Source organism: Rhodococcoides corynebacterioides NBRC 14404 (assembly GCF_001894765.1).
Lineage (GTDB): Bacteria > Actinomycetota > Actinomycetes > Mycobacteriales > Mycobacteriaceae > Rhodococcoides > Rhodococcoides corynebacterioides.
This window is the reverse complement of record NZ_BCWV01000003.1, coordinates 584,786-605,140: the sequence shown is the minus strand read 5'-3', so window position 1 is coordinate 605,140 and position 20,355 is coordinate 584,786. Positions and strand designations below refer to the sequence as shown.

Here is a 20,355-nt window from a genome sequence, read left to right as displayed (position 1 = left end):
GTAGTCTGTCGGCGAGAGAACGAGACCGCACGGGAGTCCCGCAGGGGGCTGAGAGTGGGCCGTCCGCCCGATGGTGGAAGCGCCCAGACCGTAATCACCTGACCCGGATCATGCCGGCGCAGGGAGGGGATGGCATCAGTGAACCCGATTCCGCCGTCCGCGTTCGCCGTGCCCGCCGTGTCCTCCCCGAACTCGGCACGGGAGTCGGTGGCCGTGATCGGCGGCGGCGTCGTCGGCCTCACCGTCGCCCGCGCCGCGGCGCTCGCCGGTCATCCGGTCCGTCTGCTCGATCGTGGTGTTCCCGGCCGTCCCGACGGCGCCAGCTGGGTCGCCGGCGGCATGCTCGCCCCCTTCTCCGAAGGCTGGCCGGGCGAGGACGAGCTGCTCGCCCTCGGCGCCGCGTCGCTGAACCGCTGGAGTGCTCTGGCCGCCGAGCTGGGTGAACACGTGGTCACCGCGCGGGGAACCCTCACCGTCGCCTTCGATTCCGCCGACGTGGCCGACCTGACGACGATCGCGGAGTGGGTCGGAGCGCGTGGCCACGCGGTGGAGATGCTCTCGCGGTCGGCACTGCGCGCCCTCGAGCCGGGCGTCGGGGGCCGTGCGGCCCTGTCGTGTCCGACCGAGTTGTCCGTCGACAACCGGGCGGTGTTGGCAGCGTTGGCGGAGTCGTGCAAGGCCCTCGGCGTGCAGGTGACGACGACGGACGTGGTCGATCCCGCGGCACTGCCGGAGGATCGCGTGGTGGTCGCCGCCGGGTGGGCGAGTTCCGCTCTGCTGCCCGGTGTGTCGGTGCGCCCGGTGAAGGGCGAGATCCTGCGCCTGCGTCGCCGCGCCGGGTCGGTGCCCACGCCCGCGCACACGGTGCGGGCGACGGTCAACGGTCGCGCCGTGTACCTGGTTCCGCGTGCGGACGGCCTGGTGGTGGGTGCCACACAGTACGAGCACGGCGACGACACCGCGGTCACCGTGGCCGGGGTGCGCGATCTGCTGGCCGACGCCGAGCGCGTCCTGCCCGGGATCGCGGACTACGAATTCGCCGAGGCCGCAGCAGGATTGCGCCCCGGGAGCCCCGACAACCTGCCGATCGTGGGCGCGGTGGACGACCGCACGATCGTCGCCACCGGACACGGCCGGAACGGCATGCTGCTCGCACCCGTCACCGCCGACGCGGTGGTCGCCGAGCTGCGGGGTGAGCCCCTGCCCGAGGCCGCCTGCTGCGCGCCCACCCGACTGTCCGGCGGGTCCGGACCCTCCTCCGTCAGCCGACCATCGGATCTCTCCAGAACAGGAGCACTGTCGTGATTCCTCTCGGTGTCACCGTCAACGGCCAGGACCACGAGTTCGCCCCCGGCACGTCCGTCCGCACCATGCTCGGTGCGCTCGGACTGCCCGACACCGGCGTCGCCGTCGCCGTCGACGGCGCGGTACTGCCGAAGTCGCGGTGGGACGACGAACTCGGTCGCGGGTGGACCGTCGAGGTGCTCACGGCGGTCCAGGGTGGCTGACCCCTTCGTCGTCGACGGCCGGTCCTTCGGCTCTCGTCTGATCATGGGCACGGGCGGCGCGGCCAATCTGGCGGTGCTCGAGGCCGCGCTGGTGGCGTCGGGGACCGAACTGACCACCGTCGCGATGCGCCGCGTCGACGCCGCCGGGGGCACCGGTGTGCTCGATCTGCTGCGCCGCCTGGACATCGCGGTGCTGCCGAACACGGCCGGCTGCCGCGGCGCCGACGAGGCCGTGCTCACCGCCCGGCTGGCCCGCGAGGCGCTGGGGACCGACTGGGTGAAGCTCGAGGTGGTGGCCGACGAACGAACGCTGCTGCCCGACGCCGTCGAACTGGTCCGAGCGGCCGAGCGCCTGGTCGACGACGGGTTCGTCGTCCTGCCGTACACGACGGACGATCCGATTCTCGCCCGTCGCCTCGAGGACGTCGGCTGCGCGGCCGTCATGCCGCTGGGGTCGCCGATCGGCACCGGGCTGGGCATCGGCAATCCGCACAACATCGCCATGATCACCGAGGCCGCCGGGGTCCCGGTGGTGCTCGACGCCGGTATCGGGACGGCCAGCGACGCGGCGCTCGCCATGGAACTCGGCTGCGACGCAGTGTTGTTGGCAACGGCCGTCACGCGGGCCCGCGACCCCGAGCTCATGGCGTCGGCGATGGCCGACGCGGTCCGGGCGGGACGGGCGGCGCGGCTGGCCGGCCGGATTCCGAAACGCTTCTGGGCGCAGGCGTCCTCGCCCGATCTTCCCTGACCGACGCCGGATCTCCCCTGATCGACCCCGAGCAGTCCCGGAGTCTCCCCGAGACCCCGGGGCCCCTGGGTCATCCTTTCGAACGACTCGGAATGGGGACCGGGGACCGATGTGCGCGTGGTGGTGCGCGCGGCAGAGTGGTCACCATGATCGAAGTGACGGGATTGACCAAACAGTTCGGGGCCAAGAAGGCGGTCGACGACCTCACCTTCACGGTCCGGCCGGGCATCGTGACCGGGTTTCTCGGACCCAACGGCGCCGGCAAGTCCACCACGATGCGCATGATCCTCGGGCTCGATCAGCCGACCTCCGGGACCGCGCTGATCGAGGGTCGGCCCTACCGGGAGCTGACCAACCCGCTGCAGACGGTCGGCGCCCTGCTCGACGCGAAGTGGGTGCATCCCAACCGATCCGCGAAGGCGCACCTGCAGTGGATGGCCGCCTCCAACGGCATCCCGGCCTCCCGCGTGGACGAGGTGCTGCGCCTGGTCGGCCTCTCCGAGGTGGCCAAGCAGAAGGCGGGCGGGTTCTCTCTCGGCATGTCGCAGCGACTTGGTCTCGCGGGCGCACTGCTCGGTGACCCGAAGGTGCTCATGTTCGACGAGCCGGTCAACGGGCTCGACCCCGAGGGCATCGTCTGGATCCGAAAGTTCATGCAGCGTCTGGCCGCCGAGGGCAGGACCGTCCTGGTGTCCTCCCATCTGCTGTCGGAGATGGCCTTGACCGCCGAGCATCTGATCGTCATCGGCCGCGGCCGCCTGATCTCCGACTCGTCGGTGCAGGACTTCGTCGACCACGCCTCGGAATCCTCGGTGCGCGTGCGCAGCCCGCAGCTCGATGCCCTCCGCAGTGCACTGACCTCCGCCGGGCTGACCGTGCGGGAACCCAGTGCGGTCGACGAGCTGAAACCTGCCCTGGTGGTGGCCAATTCCACCACCGAGGCCATCGGCGACATCGCCGCGCGCCATCAGATCGTGCTGCACGAGCTGTCCTCGCAGCACGGCTCGCTCGAGGAGGCGTTCATGAAGCTCACGGGCGACGACGTGCAGTACCACGGCGCGGACGATTCCGCCGACGCCCGGACCACCACCGACACCATGGGAGGAGCACTGCGATGAGTGTGCTTGCCGCAGAACGAATCAAGCTGACCACGACCAAGTCGCCCTGGTGGTGCACCGTGGCGATCGTCGTCCTCGGGCTGGGCATCGCGGCCATCCTGGGCATCTCCGCCCGGTCGGCGTACGGCTCCTACGAGAACGCCCTCGCCTCGGGCAATCCGCCCGACTTCGAGCCCTTCCTGCCCACCGTCGCCGACAGTGTCACCGGTGTCAGCGGCTTCGGTGTCCTGGTGCTGATGATCATGGCCGCCCTCGCCATCACCAGCGAGTACCGCTTCGGACTCATTCGAACCACGTTCCAGGCCATCCCCTCTCGTGCCTCGGTGCTGGTGACCAAGTCCCTGCTCATCGGCGTCGTCGGCGCGGCCCTGTCCTTCGTCCTCGCGCTCGGCGGCTTCTACGTGGCCAAGGCGATGGCCGGACCCGACGCCGGCCAGGCGATGGTGCTCGAGGGCGGCGACGCGTGGCGCTCGATCTACAGCATTCCGATCTACGCGTTCCTCTGCGTCTTCCTCGCGGTGGGAGTCGGTGCGCTGCTGCGCCAGTCGGCCGCGGCGGTGGCTCTGCTCCTGCTGTGGCCGCTGCTCGTGGAATCGCTGTTCAACCTGTTCGGCAGCATCGGCCGCGACATCATGCCGTTCCTGCCCTTCACCAACGCGAACAACTTCCTCGGCGCTCCCGGCGGGGTGGACTTCCACTGGGGGCCGTGGGTGAGCCTGCTGTACTTCGCCGCCTTCGTCGCGATCGTGTTCGGCGCGTCGATCGTCGTGGTGAACAAGCGCGACGCCTGACGGGCGGTCTCGGAGTCGTCCGGGCCCGGTCGCTGCGGACCTCCCGCGCGACCGGGCGGACCGCATTAGGGTGACGGCCATGAGGACGCAACGCACCCGGTTCGCGATGTCCGTCGCCGTCTGCGCCGTCGGCGCCCTGACGCTGGCCTCCTGCTCCGGTGAGAGTTCCACCGACGACCCCGCGACCACCTCGGCCGCGGGGTCGTCGTCGGCAGCGCAGTCGTCGGGCTCCGCCGCGGCCGACGGTCTCGGAGCCCCGGTGACCGGCGACGCGCTCGCGAACGCGGTCACGCTCGATGCCGTCGTCGGGCATCTCGAGGAACTGACGTCGATCGCCGAGGCCAACGACGGCAATCGCGCCGCCGGCACCCCCGGGTACGACGCGAGCGTGGACTACGTCTCGGGACTGCTCCGCGATGCCGGGTTCGAGGTCGAGACCCCCGAGTTCTCGTTCGACAGCTACGACCTGCGGTCGGCCTCGCTGCGTGCGGGCGACCGCGAGGTGCCGTCGAACGCGTTCACCTACTCGCCCGCGGGCGCGGTCACCGCGCCGCTCGTGGTGGCGCCGACCGACGACACCCCGGGCTGCGAGGCCACCGACTACGACGGGCTGTCCGTGACCGGCGCCGTCGTCCTCGTCTCCCGTGGCAGCTGCCCGTTCGCGCAGAAGGGCATCGTCGCCGCCGACCTGGGTGCCGCGGCCGTGGTGGTGGCCAACAACGAGGACGGCCCGCTCGACGCCGGCACCCTCGGCAGCACGGCCGACGCCCGTATCCCGGCCCTGGGGGTGAGCCGCGAGGACGGTGCGGCACTGGCCGCCGGCGGCGGCGAGGTGACCGTCGCCGTCGACTCGGAGACGACCACCACCACCAGTCGCAACGTGATCGCGCAGACCACCACCGGGGACACCGACAACGTCGTCATGGCCGGTGCGCACCTGGATTCCGTGCCCGAGGGTCCGGGCATCAACGACAACGGCACGGGGGTCGCCGCGGTGCTCGAGTCCGCGCTGCGGATGGGCGGCGCGCCGCAGACCACCAACGCCGTCCGCTTCGGCTTCTGGGGCGCCGAGGAACTCGGCCTGGTGGGCTCGACGAAGTACGTCGAGGGACTCTCGGACGAGGACGCGGCCGCCGTGGCGCTGTACCTCAACTTCGACATGGTGGGGTCCAACAACCCCGGCTACCTGGTCTACGACGGCGACGACTCCGACAAGGAGGGCGCGCCCGCCGGCCCGGCCGGGTCGGACGCCATCGAGCGCACGTTCGAGGAGCGCCTCGCCGCGAAGGACGCCGACGGGACCGACTTCGACGGCCGGTCCGACTACGGTCCCTTCATCGAGCGCGGCATCCCGGCGGGTGGGGTGTTCAGCGGAGCCGACGACGTCAAGTCCGAGGAGCAGGCGGCCCGGTGGGGCGGGACGGCCGACGAGGCCTTCGACCCCAATTACCACACCGCCGAGGACACCCTCGCGAACGTGAATCGTGATGCGCTGGCGGTGAACTCGCAGGCCGCCGCCTACGGCATCGGCACCTACGCCGAGTCCGTCACGGGTCCGAACGGCGTGCCCGTCGGCGAGCAGCGCACCGCCGCGCGTCAGAGCCAGTGAGTCGGGGCGCGTGAGCCCGTCCGCCCGCGAGGCGCTCCGCGCGGTGGTCGACACCGCTCGCACGGTGAACCGGACGGATCGCGTCGTCGATGCGGTGCGGAGACTCCGGGGCGTGCTCCCCGGCGACCCGACGTTCGGCGATCCGTTGTCGACGGCGGGACCGGGCACCGCGCGGTTGGTCGCCCGCGTCACCGATCGCCTGCAGAGCGAGGAACCCGGTGCGGCCAAGGAGGTCTCGCTCGGCGCCCTCCAGGTCTGGCAGGCGCTGCTCGAGCGCACCGGACGCGGTCGGGGCGAGCGGGACGTCACGATCGTGTTCACCGACCTGGTGGGCTTCTCGACGTGGTCGCTGTCCGCCGGCGACGCGACCACGTTGATCCTGCTCAAGCAGGTGGCGCGGGCCGTCGAGCGACCGATGCAGGACCGCGGCGGGCACATCGTCAAACGGCTCGGCGACGGCGTGATGGCGGTGTTCCCGAGCGCCGACAACGCCGTCGGGGCGGTGATGGACGCGCGGGATGCGCTCGCCCGCGTCACGGTCGACGGCTACACCCCGCGCATGCGCGTCGGCATCCACACCGGTCGGCCGCGCGCGGTGGGGTCCGACTGGCTGGGCGTCGACGTCACGGTGTCGGCGAGGGTCATGCAGGCGGGCGCGGACGGCAACGTCATGATCTCCTCGACGGCGCTGGACACGGTCTCCCCGGAGGTGCTCGCCGCGCTGCGTCTGTCCGCGAAACCCTATCGGCGCGGGCTGTTCTCGCCCAAGCTGGACGGCGTCCCGGAGGGACTACGCATCAACCGACTCGTGCAGGCGCCAGAGCGGTGACACCGGCCCGTGGCCGGCGCCGAGATCGTAGGCCGCGGCCAGGGATCGGGTGACCCACTCCTTGCCGAACGCGACCGCGTCGGGCACGGACCGGCCGTGGGCCAGCGCGCAGGCGATCGCGGCGGCCAGGGTGTCCCCGCCGCCGTGATCGTTGCCGGTGGGCAGACGCGGCGAGGTGAACTCGAGCATGCGGTCGCCGTCGTAGAGCAGATCGGTGCTCGTGGACGAGGTGCGCAGATGGCCGCCCTTGACCACGGCCCACTGCGCACCCAGGGCGTGGAGCGCCTCGGCCGCGGCGCGAGCCGTCGCGTCGTCGATCACGTCGATGCCGGTGATGAGCCGGACCTCGTCGAGATTCGGCGTGACCACTGTCGCCAGGGGAATGAGTCGGTGCCGGACGGCGTCGAGCGCGTCGGCGTGCAGGAGAGAGTCGCCGTGCATGGACGCCGAGACCGGGTCGACCACGAGCGGAACGGCGGTGTCCCGGCCGATACCGAGTTCGAGGGCCACGTCGGCGACCGCCTCGATGATCTCGGTGGACGCGAGCATTCCGGTCTTGGCGGCGCCCACGCCGATGTCCGAGACGACGGTGCGCACCTGGTCGGCGACGATCTGCGGCGGAATCTCGTGGAACCCACTGACGCCGACGGTGTTCTGCACGGTCACGGCCGCGACCGCGACGCAGGCGTGCAGGCCGCAGAGAGCGATGGTGCGGGAGTCCGCCTGGATACCGGCCCCGCCGCCCGAATCGGTGCCCGCGATGGTCAGAACGCGACGCGGCGTTTCGCCCGGGGCCGGCAGCGGCAGCAGGGAGGAGGCACTCACACCGGGCACCCTACCGGCGGGTCTTTCCTGTGAGTTCGCCTTGCATATCCCGGAGAGCCCGACGCGTCGCCGAACCCTGTGGAATAGTGGCTCAGGTCACACACGAATCCGTTGTGCCCATCCTCGGCTGCCAGGAGATGCCATGCTGTCCGACGCTCCCGTCACCGAAGTGACCGACAATCCCCATCAGAATCGGTTCGAACTCCGACTGAACGGGGACCTGGTCGGCATCGTCGGGTACTACCCGGTCGACGCCCCGGGTCGGTCCCGCCGCGCTCCCGTCGTGAGCTTCCTCCACGCCGTCATCACGGAGGACTTCGGCCATCGCGGTCTCGCCGGCATCATGGTGCGCAGCTCGCTCGACGCCGCGCGCGGATACGGATGGAAGGTCAAGCCCGTCTGCACCTATGTGCAGCGGTTCGTGGCGGAGAATCCGCAGTACCGCGACCTGATGGCGCCGGAGTAGCTCCACCCGACGCCCGCGCCGGGTCGCGATTCGGCAACAGTCGTCACTCTGTTCCCACAAGTCACAGATCTGTGTTCACAATGGTGTGATGAGTGACAGCCTCGTCGCCGACAATCCGGAACTGTCGCGTGTCGAGCTCACGGTCGACGGCGACCTCGCGGGCATCCTCGCCTACGACGTGATCGGGGAGACCGTGATCCTGCGGCACACCGTGGTCAAGGAGCAGTACGGCGACCACGGGTGGGCGGCCGTCCTGGTCCGCGGCGCGCTCGACATCCTGCGCATGGGCAACCTGCGCGTCTGGCCGGCCTGTGCGATGGTCAGACGGGTCATCGCCGCCGAGCCGGAGTATCTGGCGCTGGTCGCCGATCAGGACCCGGAGGTTGCCGAGGCCGACCGTGTGGTCGAGGCCGAACTCACCGAGGTGTCCGCCGACAGGTCCACCACCACGGGCGCGTGATCGCTCGCGCCCTTGCCCTTGCGCTCCTGCCGGTCGATCTCCGCACCGACCACCCGAGCGGCGAGTGCAGGTGACGCGAGGACGAAGTCGATGCGCAGACCCTCGCGACGCGGAAAGCGCAGCTGTGTGTAGTCCCAGTACGTGTAGACGCCCGGCCCCGGAGTGAACGGACGAACGACGTCGGCGTACCCGGCGTCGACGACGGCCTCGAACGCCGCCCGTTCGGCCGGGGACGTGTGCGTCCGGCCCTCGAACAGCGCGGGATCCCACACGTCGTCGTCCGTCGGGGCGACGTTCCAGTCGCCGACCAGGGCCACCTGCGCCTCCGGATCGGCGTCCAGCCACGACCGCGCGTCGTCGCGCAGCGCGGCGAGCCACTCGAGCTTGTAGCGATAGTGCGGATCGTCGAGCGTGCGACCGTTGGGGACGTACAGGCTCCACACCCGTACTCCACCGCACGTCGCCCCGAGCGCCCGAGCCTCGACCACCGGCGTCTCCGTCGGATCCTTGTGGAACCCGGGCTGGTGCTCGAACTCCGAGCGCACGTCCGTCAGGCCCACCCGCGAGGCGATCGCGACGCCGTTCCACTGACTGTGCCCCACGTGCGCGACCTCGTAGCCGATGTCGGCGAACCGCTGGTAGGGGAACTGCTCGTCCTTGCACTTGGTCTCCTGGATCGCCAGGACGTCGACATCGGAGCGCCCCAGCCAGTCCACGATCCGGTCGACCCGGGAGCGGACGGAATTGACGTTCCAGGTGGCGAGGCGCATGGGCGACCACGCTACCCGGGGCGGTCGGTCGCCTCCGGCTCCGCCCAGCCGGTCGCCTCCGGCTCCGCGGGCTCGGTCGCCTCCGGCTCCGCGGGCTCGGTCGCCTCCGGCTCCGCATACCGATATCGGTGGTGCTCCCCGAACCCCAGCCCCGCGTACAGCGCGGCGGCGTCGCCCCCCGACTCCACCTGGACGAGGGCGGTGACCGCACCCCGCTCGGCGCCCCACGACACGGCGTCGCGGCACAGCGCGGCCGCGTGACCTCGACGCCGGTGGTCCGGATGCGTCGCCACCGCCGCGATGCTCACCACGCGGGTGCCGGCGGGCGTGGCGGTGACGGCGGCGCGAGCGACGGAGACGGCGGTCCCGGATGTATCGCGTCGAGACAGGAACGCCACCTCACCGTTCCGGACGGCCGTGAGTACCTCCGGGACGTCCCGAAATCGGGGATGGTGAGCCGACCACGAGGCGTCGGGTGTCGCCGCGACCGCGCTGTCGGTGGAGGGGTGCACCGTGGCCGGCGCCGTCAGCACCACGACGTCGGGACCCGCCCGCCACCCCGTCGGGGTGCGCAGGAGGCGATCGGGGAGGTGCAGCCGCGGCACCAGGCCGCGCCGGGCGTACCACCGCACCACCGCGGGGAGGGCGGCGAGCAGGTCGGCCGTGGCCGCCGTCGGGTCCACCGGGAGCGCGGAGTTCGCCCGCAGCGACACCCCGCGGCCCGCGCGCAGCAACCAGCCGCCGACGAGCTCCTGCTCGACTCCCGGCCACGCGTCGGCCGCCGCGTGCTCGAGAGCGCGGATCTCGCTCGCGCGCACGGGTTTACGAGGAACGGCCTTGCACGCCACGACGTCGGCCCGGGGGATCACGACCGGGACACCCGATTCGCGCTCGACGGTGAGGGCGTCGGGGGACAGGTCGGTGAGCATCCCGATGACGTCGCTGAGCGGCGGCGCCTCCGCCGCGTCCTGCCGTCGGTACCGCACCACCACCCGGTCGCCGACGGAGACGCGCATCTCAGTCGTCGTCGTGACCGAAGGGATCGGCGACGGTGCCGGGGACCCAGCTCAGGCCCGGCACACCCCAGCCGTTCTTCTTGATCGCCTTCTTCGCCGCCCGCGCGTGGCGGCCGACCAGGACGTCGACGTAGAGGAACCCGTCGAGGTGACCGGTCTCGTGCTGCAGCATGCGCGCGAAGAACCCGCGCCCCTCGACGGTGATGGGGTTGCCCGCGGCGTCCGTTCCCGTCACGCGGGCCCAGTCGGCGCGGCCGGTCGGGTACTGCTCACCGGGAACGGAGAGGCAGCCCTCGTCGTCGTCCTCCGGATCCGGCATGGTCTCGGGGATCTCCGACGTCTCGAGCACGGGGTTGATCACCTCGCCGCGGCGACGGGTGACGGTGCCGTTCTCGTCCTCGAAGGGGCAGTCGTAGACGAACATGCGCAGCGATTCGCCGACCTGGTTGGCGGCGAGGCCCACGCCCTTGGCGGCATCCATCGTCTCGTACATGTCCGCGATCAGCGGCGCGATCTCGTCGGGCGAGGCCGTCACGGGCTGCGTGGGCGTGTGCAGCACGGGGTCGCCGACGATCCGGATGGGGAGGATGGCCATGGGGCAGAAGATTACCGGCCCACCACGGGCCGCCGACGACGGCCCGTGACGGCTTGCGGCGGCGACGAGGCGCCCCCGAGCGGCGGGCGCGGCGTGTTGGGCCCGCCGCGCCCGTCGTCGCCGACCCCCGCGTGGTTAGATTGCGACCGAAGATGACACGGGTGTGATTCACCGCCCGTGATGCGGACGGACGAGGAGCGAGATGGACAGCGCTGCTGCGCGTAGTCACGGGTCCGAGGCCCCTGCCGACGAGCCTGACGACGGGCTCACGCGTCGGGAACACGACATTCTCTCCTTCGAGCGACAGTGGTGGAAGTACGCCGGCGCCAAGGAAGAAGCCATCAAGGAACTGTTCGACATGTCGGCCACGCGCTACTACCAGGTGCTCAACGCCCTGGTGGACAAGCCGGAGGCGCTGGCGGCCGACCCCATGCTGGTCAAGCGCCTGCGGCGCCTGCGGGCGAGTCGGCAGAAGGCTCGCGCCGCGCGCCGCCTGGGCTTCGAGATCTGAGCCGTCGCCTAAGCTCGACCCCCGTGAGTACCCGCCCCGACGACACCTCCTCCGGCCCTCCGCTGCGGGCCCTGGCGATGGTGCTGCTGTCCCTTGCCGTCGTGTTCGCGGGCATCGGCATCTTCTCGCTCACCGGGTCGGGATCCGAGGAGACGGCCGCAGCGCCGGCCGCGGACACCAGCGCGGTCGCGACCCCGACGGCCGCCCCCGCGGCGACCTCCGGGACCTCGGCGCCCCCCACGACCTCCGGGTCTGCGACCACCACCACCACCACCGCGACGACGTCCGGATGGGCCTCCGTGGGGCCCATCCGTGTCCTCAACAACAGCGAGGTTTCCGGCCTCGCGGCCGAGACCGCCGGTCGCCTCGAATCGGCCGGCTTCCAGGTCGGGGAGACGGGCAACTACTCCAGCGGCGTCATCGCCGCGTCGACCGTCTACTACGACCCGGCCGTTCCCGGCCAGCAGGCGCAGGCCGAACGCATCGCCCGGACACTCGGGTTCGGGTCGGAGCCGCGCTTCGCCGGCATCGCGAGCGCGTCGCCGGGGATCGTCGTCATCGTCACTCGATAGCGCCGACTAGAGTCGTCGGCGAGACCCCCGGGTACCAGACGGGGAACCGCACCACCGCCCGTTTCGTCCGGACGCAGGAGAAGAGTGACCATGGCCAGCTGGAAGCGCACAACGATCGTGGCGATGCCCCTCGCCGCCGTCGCCGTCCTCGCCCTCGCGTCGTGCAGCGCGAACGAGAACGCCAGCGACGTCCCGGGCACCACCCCTCCGGTGTTCACCAGCTCCGCGCCGCCGGCCGGCATGGAGTCGCACGGCGGCGAGTCGCACGGAGGCGAGGCCGAGGGCGGTTCCGAGAGCGGGGCGGCCTCCGCCGACATGACCGGTGACCTGCGGGATCCCTCCGGCGCGTCCGTCGGCACCGTCTCCTTCACGGAGGAGGACGGGCACCTGAAGGTCACCGTCGAGGCGGAGGGCCTGACCCCCGGCTTCCACGGACTGCACATGCACCAGAACCCGGTGTGCGAGCCGAACTCGGTGGCGCCCACCGGCGGCGAGCCCGGCGACTTCCTGTCCGCGGGCGGTCACCTCCAGGTGGGCGGCAACACCGGCCACCCCGCCAGCGGTGACCTGACGTCGCTGCAGGCGCGCGAGGACGGCACGGCGACCCTGACCACGACCACCGACGCGGTCACGCTCGACGACCTGTCCGGCGGTGTCGCGGTGATCGTGCACGCGGGCGCGGACAACTTCGCGAACATCCCGCCGCGCTACACCCTCCCGGACGGTGCCGCGGTGCCGGACGCCACCACGTTGGCCACGGGTGACGCAGGCGGCCGTGTCGCCTGCGCCGTGGTCGAAGCCGAGTAGAGCGGCCGGTCCGGTCGAGGTTCCGTTCGTCGGGTCGGCGCGGTCGACCATCGGCGTGGAGTGGGAGATCGCCCTCGTCGACAAGGCGACGCGCGATCTGTCCAACACCGCCGCCGAGGTCATGGACGGGGTCGGCGCGCTCGCCGAGAACCCGCGCGTGACCAAGGAGCTGCTGCGCAACACCGTCGAGCTCGTCACCGACGTCTGCGACACCGTCGGGGAAGCGATGGACGATCTGAGCGAGTCGCTCGACCTCGTCCGGCGCGCCGCCGATCCGCTGGGGGTCGACCTGTTCTGCTCCGGCACCCACCCGTTCGCGGAGTGGTCGTCGCAGCAGCTCACGCGGTCACCGAACTACGACGAATTGATCGAGCGCACCCAGTGGTGGGGTCGGCAGATGCTCATCTGGGGCGTGCACGTCCACGTCGGCCTGCGGTCCGCGGACCGGGTGTTCCCCATCCTCAACGCGCTGCTGCTGCAGTACCCGCACCTGCTGGCGCTGTCGGCGTCGTCGCCCACCTGGGCGGGGTCGGACACCGGCTACGCGAGCAACCGGGCCCTGATGTTCCAGCAGTTGCCCACCGCGGGACTGCCGTTCCAGTTCGAGACGTGGTCGCAGTTCGAGGGCTTCGTGCACGACCAGATGAAGACGGGCGTGATCTCCCAGCTCGGCGGAATGCACTGGGACATCCGCCCGGTACCGCGGCTGGGCACTCTGGAGATCCGGGTGTGCGACGGTGTCTCCACCAAACGTGAGCTCGCCGCGCTGGTGGCGCTGATCCATTGCCTCGTGGTCGATTACGACCGCCGGCTCGACGCCGGCGAGACCCTGCCCACCGTCCCCCCGTGGCACGTGCAGGAGAACAAGTGGCGGGCCGCCCGCTACGGACTCGACGCCGAGATCATCCTCGACGCCGACAGCAACGAGCGCCTGGTCACCGACGACCTGAACGATCTGCTCGAGCGTCTCGCGCCCGTCGCCCGATCGCTGGGGTGCGCGGACGAGCTGGCCTCCGTCGCCGACATTCCCCGCCGCGGTGCCTCGTACCAACGCCAGCGGGCGGTCGCACGGGAGCACGGTGGCGATCTGACCGCGGTGGTCGACTCGCTGATCGGGGAGCTGCGCGAGCCCTGACGTCCCGACGAGGGCCCGTCGGACCGGGGCCGACGTCAGTCGGTGCGGTCCTCGTTCTCGGCCTCGTCCCGCTCGTCCACCCGGAGCTCGTCGACCAGGAACAGCCCATCGCGGACCCGCTGTTCGCGGTAGGCGACCTGCCCGACGGTATGGGCGATGATGGGCGCGGTCAGGACGGTGAAGACCCCGACCAGCGCGATCATCCAGATGTCGACGTTGCCGCGCAGGTAGTTGAACGCGCCCAGCAGGATGAGGATCAGTCCCACCACCTGCGGCTTGGTCGCCGCGTGCATGCGGGACAGCGTGTCGGGGAATCGCACGACGCCGATCGCGGCCGTGAGCGCGAGGACGGCGCCGGACAGGATGAGCACGGACGTGACGATGTCGGATACGAGGTTCATCGCTGCTTCTCCGTGGATTCGGCGGTCGCCTCGGCGGAGGTGGACTCGATGTCGTCCCGCGTGGGCGGGTGGGGGAGTCGCTTCGTGGCGGCGCGACTCGCCGCGTCGTCGGGAACGCGGAAGCGCGCGACCGACACGGACCCGACGAACCCGACCACCGACAGGGCGACGATGGCCGGCACCAGGGTCGTGTCGCGGGTGTAGACGGCCCACACCATGACCCCGCAGATCACCAGGGCGATGAGCGTGTCGACGGCGACCAGGCGATCGAGAGAGTTGGGTCCCGCGAGCAGGCGGTAGGTGGTGATGACGGCGGCCGTCAGGATCATCAGGCCGGCGACGGTCAGGACGACGGTCACGAGCGGTCCTTCCCGGAGAAGTCGGTGGAGATGTCGTGCGCGGTCTCGGCCACCGCCTCCTCCTCGTCGGTCGTGCTGTGCGACGACGTGACGGCGGGGTGCCATTCGCGGTCGCGTTCGAACGACGCGATGAACGCGTCCTCGTAGGTGCGTGCGATCGTGCGGAACTGATCGATCGCGTCGGGCTTGCCGACGTCGAAGACGTGGATGTACAGCACCCGCTCGTCACGGTCGATCTCGAGGACCAGCGTGCCCGGCACCATGTTCAGCGCGTCGACGAGGAACGTCAGCACCAGATCGGACTTGATGCGCACCGGGTACCGCAGGACGGCGTTGATCGGGGCCTCACCGGGCCGGATCGCCGCCCACGCGACCTGCACGCTGGACACTCCGGCGTACCAGATCAGCACACCGAGCAGCCGGACGATCGACAGCGGGTGCACCCGGCCCTCGACCGGCACCCGCGGCAGGGCCAGCACGGTGGTCACGAACAGGGCGACGGCCAGGCCGCCGAGGATGTTGGCCGGAGAGACATTGCCCCACAACAGCACCCACACCCCGGTGAGCCAGGCCAGCAGGGCGAGGCGCAGCAGCAGATCACGCGTGAGGAACCTCATCGGCCGCCCTCTCCGGTCGCGTCGGTGTCGGGGACGACGCCGGCATCCGAACCGGGGTCGGCCTCCGCCCCGTAGGTCACCGGATCCTCGGTTCCGCCGAGCACCGCGGTGATGTAGACGGACCGGTCACGCAGATCGTCGGCCGCTCGGTCGCTGATGCCGATGATGGGCCCGGCGAACACGGTCAGGCCCAGACCCACCGCGACCAGTCCGACGGTCGGCACCAGCATGCCCACCGGCATGCGACCCGGGTCGACCCGCGAGTCGTAACTGACGTCGGACGCGTTGTCCAGCAATGCCGTCGGCGAATCGTCCGAGATGTCGCCCTCGGGAGCGTCGGCGCGGGCACGCCAGAACGCCTTGGTCCACACGCGCGCGACCACGTAGAGGGTCAGCAGGCTGGTGACGGTGCCGCCGGCCACCAGGATCCACGCCAGGGCGCTCGCCTTGTCGGCGCCCGCTTGCAGCAGCGCCACCTTGCCGATGAACCCCGAGAACGGCGGGATACCACCGAGATTGAGGGCCGGGACGAGGAACAGGACGGCGAGGAACGGACTGGCGGCCGCCAGACTGCCGAGGCGTCGCAGCGACGACGAGCCGGCCTGTCGTTCGATCAGACCCACCACCAGGAAGAGGGTGGTCTGCACCAGGATGTGGTGCGCGACGTAGTAGACCGCGCCCGAGAGTCCGGCCCTGGTCGACAGAGCGACACCGAAGATCATGTAGCCGATGTGCGAGACCAGGGTGAAGGACAGCAGACGTTTGATCTCGCTCTGCGCGATGGCGCCGAAGATGCCCACCACCATGGTGAGCAGACCGGCGATCGCCAGCACGTTGTCCATCGACCCGTCCGGGAACAGCAGGGTGTGCGTGCGGATGATCGCGTAGACGCCGACCTTGGTCAGCAGGCCCGCGAAGACGGCGGTGACCGGCGCCGGCGCCGTCGGGTAGGAGTCGGGCAGCCAGGCGGACAGCGGGAAGACGGCGGCCTTGATGCCGAACGCCACCAGCAGAATGGCGAAGATGCCCATGCGGGTGCCGTGGGGGACCTCGTCCAGGCGCAGCGCCATCTGCGCGAAGTTGAGGGTTCCGGTCGCCGCGTACACCGCGGCCAACCCGGCCAGGAAGATCATCGACGAGACCACCGAGACCATGACGTACGAGACGCCGGCACGGACGCGTTCGGCACTCGCGCCCAGCGTCAGCAGGACGAACGACGCCACCAGCAGGACCTCGAACCCGACGTACAGGTTGAACAGGTCGCCGGCGAGGAACGCGTTGCAGACGCCCGCGGTCAGGGCCAGGTAGGTGGGCAGGAAGATCGACACGGGCTGCTCGGCGTCTCCGTCGCGGATGCCCTGACCGACGGCGTAGACGATGACGGCGAGCAGGACGACGGCAGAGACCACCAGCATCAGCGCCGACAGTCGATCGACCACCAGCGTGATGCCCAGCGGCGCCTCCCAGCCGCCGACCTGCAGCGCGGTGGTGCCGTCGCGATCGGCCAGGAACAGCAGCAGTCCCGAGACGGCCGTCACCGCGATCAGCGCGGCGATGGTGATGATGCGCTGGGCGCGGGGGCGACGACCGAGCACCAGGGTCAGGGCCGCGGCCAGCAGAGGAATCAGAACCGGCAGCGGGATGAGCGGTGTGACGACGGAGGCGGGGAGGGTCATTTGTCCGTCGCCACCCGTCCGGTCTCGTCGTCGTCCCGGTCGAGGAACCGGCCCTGGTGGAGGTCCTCGTAGCACTCGAGGTCCTCGCGGTTGGCGATCTGGTCGAGTGGAATGGGATTTCCGTCCTTGTCGAAGGCGTCGCCGGCTTCCCCGGGTTCACCGGTGACCGGGTCGTCGGACTTGTCGCGGTCCGGCGCGTCGGCGAGGCTGCGCCGCTGGGCGACCTTGGTGTCCTCGGGGTCGTTCTCGACGACGTCCGCGACGTTGATGGTGTACGAGCGGTAGGCCAGGGCCAGCACGAACGCCGCGATGCCCATGGTGATGACGATGGCGGTGAGGATCATCGCCTGGGCGAGCGGATCGGAATCGCCCGCACCGGCGTCGGACACCCGCCCCACCACCGGCGGATTGCCGTTGGGCCCGCCCGAGGTCAGGATCAGCAGGTTCAGCCCGTTCGACAGCAGCAGCAGTCCGAGCAGCATGCGGACGATGCTGCGTTCGATCAGCAGGTACACGCCGGCCGCGACGAGAACGGCGACCAACGCCAGGATCGTGATGTTGGCGGTCATTGCTGGCTCGTTTCGATCTGGGCGTCGAGGCGCGCGCCGAGGCTGCGGAGGACGTCGAGGACGAGACCGACGACGATGAGGTAGACCCCGGCGTCGAAGAAGAGCGCCGTGACCATCTTGATGTCGCCGAGGATCGGCAGCGTCACCTCGAACGTGGCGGAGGACAGGACCGGCGCGCCCAGGAACAGCGACGTCAGCGCCGCACCGCCGGCGAACAGCAGGCCCACGCCGAGCACCTTGCCGGCGTCGTACGGCAACGTCTCGCCCAACTCGTACCGTCCGCCCGCGAGGTACCGCAGCACCAACGCGAGGCCGGCCGTGAGGCCACCGGCGAAACCGCCGCCGGGGGCGTTGTGGCCGGAGAAGAAGAAGTAGATCGACAGCATCATCACCGTCGGGAACACCAGGCGGGTGGTGACCTCGAGGACCAGGACGCGGTGCTTCGGGTCGATGAGGTCGCTGCCGGACAGCCACGTGATCTCCGACGCGGCCTGGGAGGAATCCATGGAGTTCGGGGCGTCGGACACGCGCGGCGCGCTGCCGAACCGCCGATTGCGGAACACGAGGCTGGCGACGCCGGTGGCCGCGACCAGCAGCACCGAGATCTCCCCGAACGTGTCCCAGGCGCGGATGTCGACCAGGATGACGTTGACGACGTTGCGGCCGTCGCCGAGCAGGTACGCGGCGTCGGGGAGCAACTCGGCGATGGGGCGCGTGCTGCGCCCGTTCATCGCGTACGCCCCGACCACGGTGACCATCACGCCGACCCCGATGGCCAGCAGGGCGCGCAACGGCTTGCGGCCGAAGGCACGGCCCTCGTCGATCTCGGCGGGCAGCTTGCGCAGGACCAACACGAAGACCACCAGGGTCAAGGTCTCCACGAGGAACTGCGTGAGCGCCAGGTCGGGTGCGCCGTGCAGCACGAACATCACACCGGCGCCGTAGCCCGTCACTCCGACGAGCAACACCGCGGCCAGACGGTTGCGCATCACCATCGCACCGGCCGCGGCGGCCACCATGACGACGGCGACGACGATCTGCACAGGTGAGTCCGCGAGGCGGGTCTCGATGCCGGTGCGGGTGTACACGAGCAGGGAGATCAGCGGGAACAGGGCCAGCGTGGCGAGGATCGTGGCCTGCGTGCCGGGGAGCGAACCGCGCTGGGTGGTTCCGGTGAGCCGCAGCGAGAGCAGGTCCATCACGTACAGCGTGCGGTCGTAGATGCGGTCGGCGTTGAGCGGCGACTGCGGAACGGAGCGAGCGATGGACTTGTGCACCTTGTACAGCGCGACACCGACCACGATCACGATCGCCGTCATGCCGAGCGGGAGGGAGAATCCGTGCCACAGCGCGAGGTGGTAGACCTTCGCGCCGTACGACGGCAGCGTCTCGGCGTACGGGGACAGCAGCCGGTCCATCACGGGCGCGGCGAGTCCGCCGACCAGGCCGAGCGCGGCCAACAGGACGGCCGGGGCGAGGAAGAACGCGCCGGGGGCGTGCATCCCGGCCACCGCGGCACTCGGTGCGCGCAGCTTCTTGCGGCCGAACGCGCCCCAGACGAAGCGCAGGCTGTAGGCCACCGTGAGGATCGATCCGAGGACCATCGTGGCCAGGACCGCCGCCGACGCTCCGGGGCTCAACGCGTCGGAGTCGATCGCGGCCTCGAAGGCCGATTCCTTGCCGACGAACCCGAGGAACGGCGGCAGGCCGGCCATCGACGCGGCCGCGACGACCGCCGTCGTACACAGGACCGGGGCACGGTCACCGAGGTGGGCCAGGCGCCGGACGTCACGAGTTCCGGTGGTGTGGTCGATGATGCCGACCACCATGAACAGCGCCGCTTTGAAGAAGCCGTGGGCGACCACCATCGCCAGGCCGGCGAGCAGCGCGGTCCGGGTGCCGATGCCGACGATCGCCACCAGGAAGCCCAGCTGACTCACCGTGCCGAAGGCCAGCACCAGCTTGAGGTCGTACGCCCGCAGCGCGCGGTAGCCGCCCACGAGCATCGACGCGAGGCCGAGCGTGAGGATGGTGACCCGCCACGGACCGGCGTCGGCGAAGCCGGGGGCGAGCCGGGCGACGAGGTAGATGCCGGCCTTCACCATCGCGGCGGCGTGCAGGTACGCGCTGACGGGGGTGGGCGCGGCCATGGCGCCCGGGAGCCAGAAGTGCAGCGGGACGATGGCCGACTTGCTCAGCGCGCCGACGAGCACGAGCACGAGGGCCACCCCGGCGAGCCATCCGCGCGGGGCCGCGGCGACGACGTCCGACAGGTTGTAACTGCCCACCAGCTGACCCAGCACGATGATGCCGACGAGCATCGCCAGGCCACCGGCGGTGGTGACCAGCAGCGCCTGGGTGGCGGCCCGGCGGGACGACGCGCGCTCGGCGTAGTGGCCGACCAGCAGGAACGACAGCACCGTCGTCAGTTCCCAGAAGATGTAGAGCATGAGCATGTTGTCGCTGGTCACCAGGGCGAACATGACGCCCGCGAACGCGACCATCTCGGCGGCGAAGATGCCCAGGCGCGGCTCGTCGTCCTCGAAGTAGCGGGCGCAGTAGAGCAGGATCAACGTCCCGATTCCGAGAATCAGGGTGCTCATGACGGCGGCGAGCGAGTCGAACCGCATGTCGATGTCCATCGACAGGCCCGGTACCCACTCGATGTCCAGACGCTGCTCGGTGTTCCAGTTCCCGATCACCCAGCCGAGCGAGGCCGCGGGCACCAGCGCGAGCGCCAGGAACGCTCGCCGACCCCACCATCGAACGAGCAGAGGCGCACAGAGCGCAGCCGCGGCGTGGGCAACGAGAATCCAAAGCAAGTGGCACTCCGTCGGTGACGTGGGGGCGGCGGGGTGTCGGACGAATCGATGGCGCCGGGAGAATTCGGCGTTCCGGGACGACCGTGCAACGTCATCTTACGTGGTGGGTGACGGCGCCGTCGGAGCAGGGATACCCACGGGGGGTAGG

General features: G+C 70.7%; 22 protein-coding genes, 1 pseudogene and 1 riboswitch. Of the genes and pseudogenes, 13 read left to right on the top strand and 10 right to left on the bottom strand.

From position 1 onward, the window contains the following. Positions 1-19 precede the first annotated feature (19 nt). Positions 20-142: riboswitch (TPP riboswitch) on the top strand. From thiO to RC2_RS08165, 7 genes are all read left to right on the top strand, one after another. After that, positions 130-1,305 carry a glycine oxidase ThiO gene (gene thiO, locus RC2_RS08195; protein WP_082895351.1) on the top strand — a complete coding sequence of 392 codons (1,176 nt, stop codon included), beginning with the start codon at positions 130-132 and terminating at the stop codon, positions 1,303-1,305. It overlaps the preceding riboswitch by 13 nt. After that, the gene (gene thiS, locus RC2_RS08190; protein ID WP_082895350.1) at positions 1,302-1,508 is read left to right on the top strand and encodes a sulfur carrier protein ThiS; all 207 of its coding nucleotides are present in this window, start codon (positions 1,302-1,304) and stop codon (positions 1,506-1,508) included. The genes thiO and thiS overlap by 4 nt, the downstream gene beginning before the upstream one ends. Then, entirely contained in the window at positions 1,501-2,259 is a 759-nt protein-coding gene (locus RC2_RS08185; protein ID WP_068145112.1) for a thiazole synthase, read from the top strand. The genes thiS and RC2_RS08185 overlap by 8 nt, the downstream gene beginning before the upstream one ends. Positions 2,260-2,405: 146 nt before the next feature. Further along, entirely contained in the window at positions 2,406-3,377 is a 972-nt protein-coding gene (locus RC2_RS08180; protein WP_068145252.1) for an ABC transporter ATP-binding protein, read from the top strand. Then, positions 3,374-4,168, top strand: a complete 795-nt coding sequence (locus RC2_RS08175; protein WP_068145110.1) for an ABC transporter permease — start codon at positions 3,374-3,376, stop codon at positions 4,166-4,168. The genes RC2_RS08180 and RC2_RS08175 overlap by 4 nt, the downstream gene beginning before the upstream one ends. Before the next feature lie 79 nt (positions 4,169-4,247). After that, positions 4,248-5,777 carry a M28 family peptidase gene (locus RC2_RS08170; protein ID WP_082895349.1) on the top strand — a complete coding sequence of 510 codons (1,530 nt, stop codon included), beginning with the start codon at positions 4,248-4,250 and terminating at the stop codon, positions 5,775-5,777. Positions 5,778-5,787: 10 nt separating this feature from the next. Then, positions 5,788-6,606 carry an adenylate/guanylate cyclase domain-containing protein gene (locus RC2_RS08165; RefSeq protein WP_068145104.1) on the top strand — a complete coding sequence of 273 codons (819 nt, stop codon included), beginning with the start codon at positions 5,788-5,790 and terminating at the stop codon, positions 6,604-6,606. Here RC2_RS08165 and thiD read toward each other — a convergent pair. Beyond that, positions 6,568-7,431 carry a bifunctional hydroxymethylpyrimidine kinase/phosphomethylpyrimidine kinase gene (gene thiD / locus RC2_RS08160; RefSeq protein WP_245811020.1) on the bottom strand — a complete coding sequence of 288 codons (864 nt, stop codon included), beginning with the start codon at positions 7,429-7,431 and terminating at the stop codon, positions 6,568-6,570. The genes RC2_RS08165 and thiD overlap by 39 nt on opposite strands. Before the next feature lie 142 nt (positions 7,432-7,573). Between thiD and RC2_RS08155 the strand changes: the two genes are divergently transcribed. Together RC2_RS08155 and RC2_RS08150 are read left to right on the top strand one after the other, a co-directional pair. Next, the gene (locus RC2_RS08155) at positions 7,574-7,897 is read left to right on the top strand and encodes a GNAT family N-acetyltransferase (RefSeq protein ID WP_068145102.1); all 324 of its coding nucleotides are present in this window, start codon (positions 7,574-7,576) and stop codon (positions 7,895-7,897) included. Positions 7,898-7,985: 88 nt separating this feature from the next. Next, positions 7,986-8,357, top strand: coding sequence for a GNAT family N-acetyltransferase (locus RC2_RS08150; RefSeq protein WP_068145100.1), 372 nt, complete (start codon positions 7,986-7,988; stop codon positions 8,355-8,357). Here the strand turns inward: RC2_RS08150 and RC2_RS08145 are convergent. From RC2_RS08145 to RC2_RS08135, 3 genes are read right to left on the bottom strand one after another with little or no spacing between them, the layout of a single operon-like run. Then, the gene (locus tag RC2_RS08145; protein ID WP_068145096.1) at positions 8,267-9,127 is read right to left on the bottom strand and encodes an exodeoxyribonuclease III; all 861 of its coding nucleotides are present in this window, start codon (positions 9,125-9,127) and stop codon (positions 8,267-8,269) included. The genes RC2_RS08150 and RC2_RS08145 overlap by 91 nt on opposite strands. 11 nt (positions 9,128-9,138) lie before the next feature. After that, on the bottom strand, positions 9,139-10,143 hold the full coding sequence (locus RC2_RS08140; protein WP_068145094.1) for an N-acetylglutamate synthase, CG3035 family: 1,005 nt from the start codon (positions 10,141-10,143) through the stop codon (positions 9,139-9,141). 1 nt (position 10,144) lies between these two features. Next, complete coding sequence (locus RC2_RS08135; protein WP_068145091.1) at positions 10,145-10,738, bottom strand: peptide deformylase; 594 nt, start codon at positions 10,736-10,738, stop codon at positions 10,145-10,147. A 202-nt stretch (positions 10,739-10,940) separates the two neighbouring features. On the opposite strand from RC2_RS08135, the gene napA reads away from it, so the two are divergent. From napA to RC2_RS08115, 4 genes are all read left to right on the top strand, one after another. Then, on the top strand, positions 10,941-11,249 hold the full coding sequence (gene napA, locus RC2_RS08130; RefSeq protein ID WP_068099346.1) for a nucleoid-associated protein NapA: 309 nt from the start codon (positions 10,941-10,943) through the stop codon (positions 11,247-11,249). Positions 11,250-11,326: 77 nt separating this feature from the next. After that, positions 11,327-11,821 carry a LytR C-terminal domain-containing protein gene (locus RC2_RS08125; protein WP_068145247.1) on the top strand — a complete coding sequence of 165 codons (495 nt, stop codon included), beginning with the start codon at positions 11,327-11,329 and terminating at the stop codon, positions 11,819-11,821. Between the two features lie 90 nt (positions 11,822-11,911). Continuing rightward, positions 11,912-12,628, top strand: coding sequence for a superoxide dismutase[Cu-Zn] (gene sodC, locus RC2_RS08120; RefSeq protein WP_068145244.1), 717 nt, complete (start codon positions 11,912-11,914; stop codon positions 12,626-12,628). Beyond that, positions 12,597-13,763: a glutamate--cysteine ligase gene (locus RC2_RS08115; RefSeq protein ID WP_072681331.1), complete on the top strand. Its 1,167-nt coding sequence runs from the start codon at positions 12,597-12,599 to the stop codon at positions 13,761-13,763. The genes sodC and RC2_RS08115 overlap by 32 nt, the downstream gene beginning before the upstream one ends. Positions 13,764-13,798: 35 nt before the next feature. On the opposite strand, the gene mnhG is transcribed toward RC2_RS08115, so the two are convergent. The 6 genes and pseudogenes from mnhG to RC2_RS08085 form a co-directional block, all read right to left on the bottom strand. Continuing rightward, positions 13,799-14,164: a monovalent cation/H(+) antiporter subunit G gene (gene mnhG / locus RC2_RS08110; RefSeq protein ID WP_068145088.1), complete on the bottom strand. Its 366-nt coding sequence runs from the start codon at positions 14,162-14,164 to the stop codon at positions 13,799-13,801. 107 nt (positions 14,165-14,271) lie between these two features. Continuing rightward, positions 14,272-14,523, bottom strand: a pseudogene (locus RC2_RS08105) (monovalent cation/H+ antiporter complex subunit F); the annotation flags it as partial. Continuing rightward, the gene (locus tag RC2_RS08100; RefSeq protein WP_068145085.1) at positions 14,520-15,140 is read right to left on the bottom strand and encodes a Na+/H+ antiporter subunit E; all 621 of its coding nucleotides are present in this window, start codon (positions 15,138-15,140) and stop codon (positions 14,520-14,522) included. The pseudogene RC2_RS08105 and the gene RC2_RS08100, both read right to left, overlap by 4 nt. Further along, positions 15,137-16,816 (bottom strand): Na+/H+ antiporter subunit D, encoded by a 1,680-nt coding sequence (locus RC2_RS08095; protein ID WP_072681262.1) that lies wholly within the window; start codon positions 16,814-16,816, stop codon positions 15,137-15,139. Before RC2_RS08095 ends, RC2_RS08100 begins: the two co-directional genes overlap by 4 nt. After that, complete coding sequence (locus tag RC2_RS08090; RefSeq protein ID WP_072681259.1) at positions 16,813-17,385, bottom strand: Na(+)/H(+) antiporter subunit C; 573 nt, start codon at positions 17,383-17,385, stop codon at positions 16,813-16,815. Before RC2_RS08090 ends, RC2_RS08095 begins: the two co-directional genes overlap by 4 nt. Further along, positions 17,382-20,207 carry a Na+/H+ antiporter subunit A gene (locus RC2_RS08085; RefSeq protein WP_068145080.1) on the bottom strand — a complete coding sequence of 942 codons (2,826 nt, stop codon included), beginning with the start codon at positions 20,205-20,207 and terminating at the stop codon, positions 17,382-17,384. Before RC2_RS08085 ends, RC2_RS08090 begins: the two co-directional genes overlap by 4 nt. Positions 20,208-20,355: the final 148 nt, after the last annotated feature.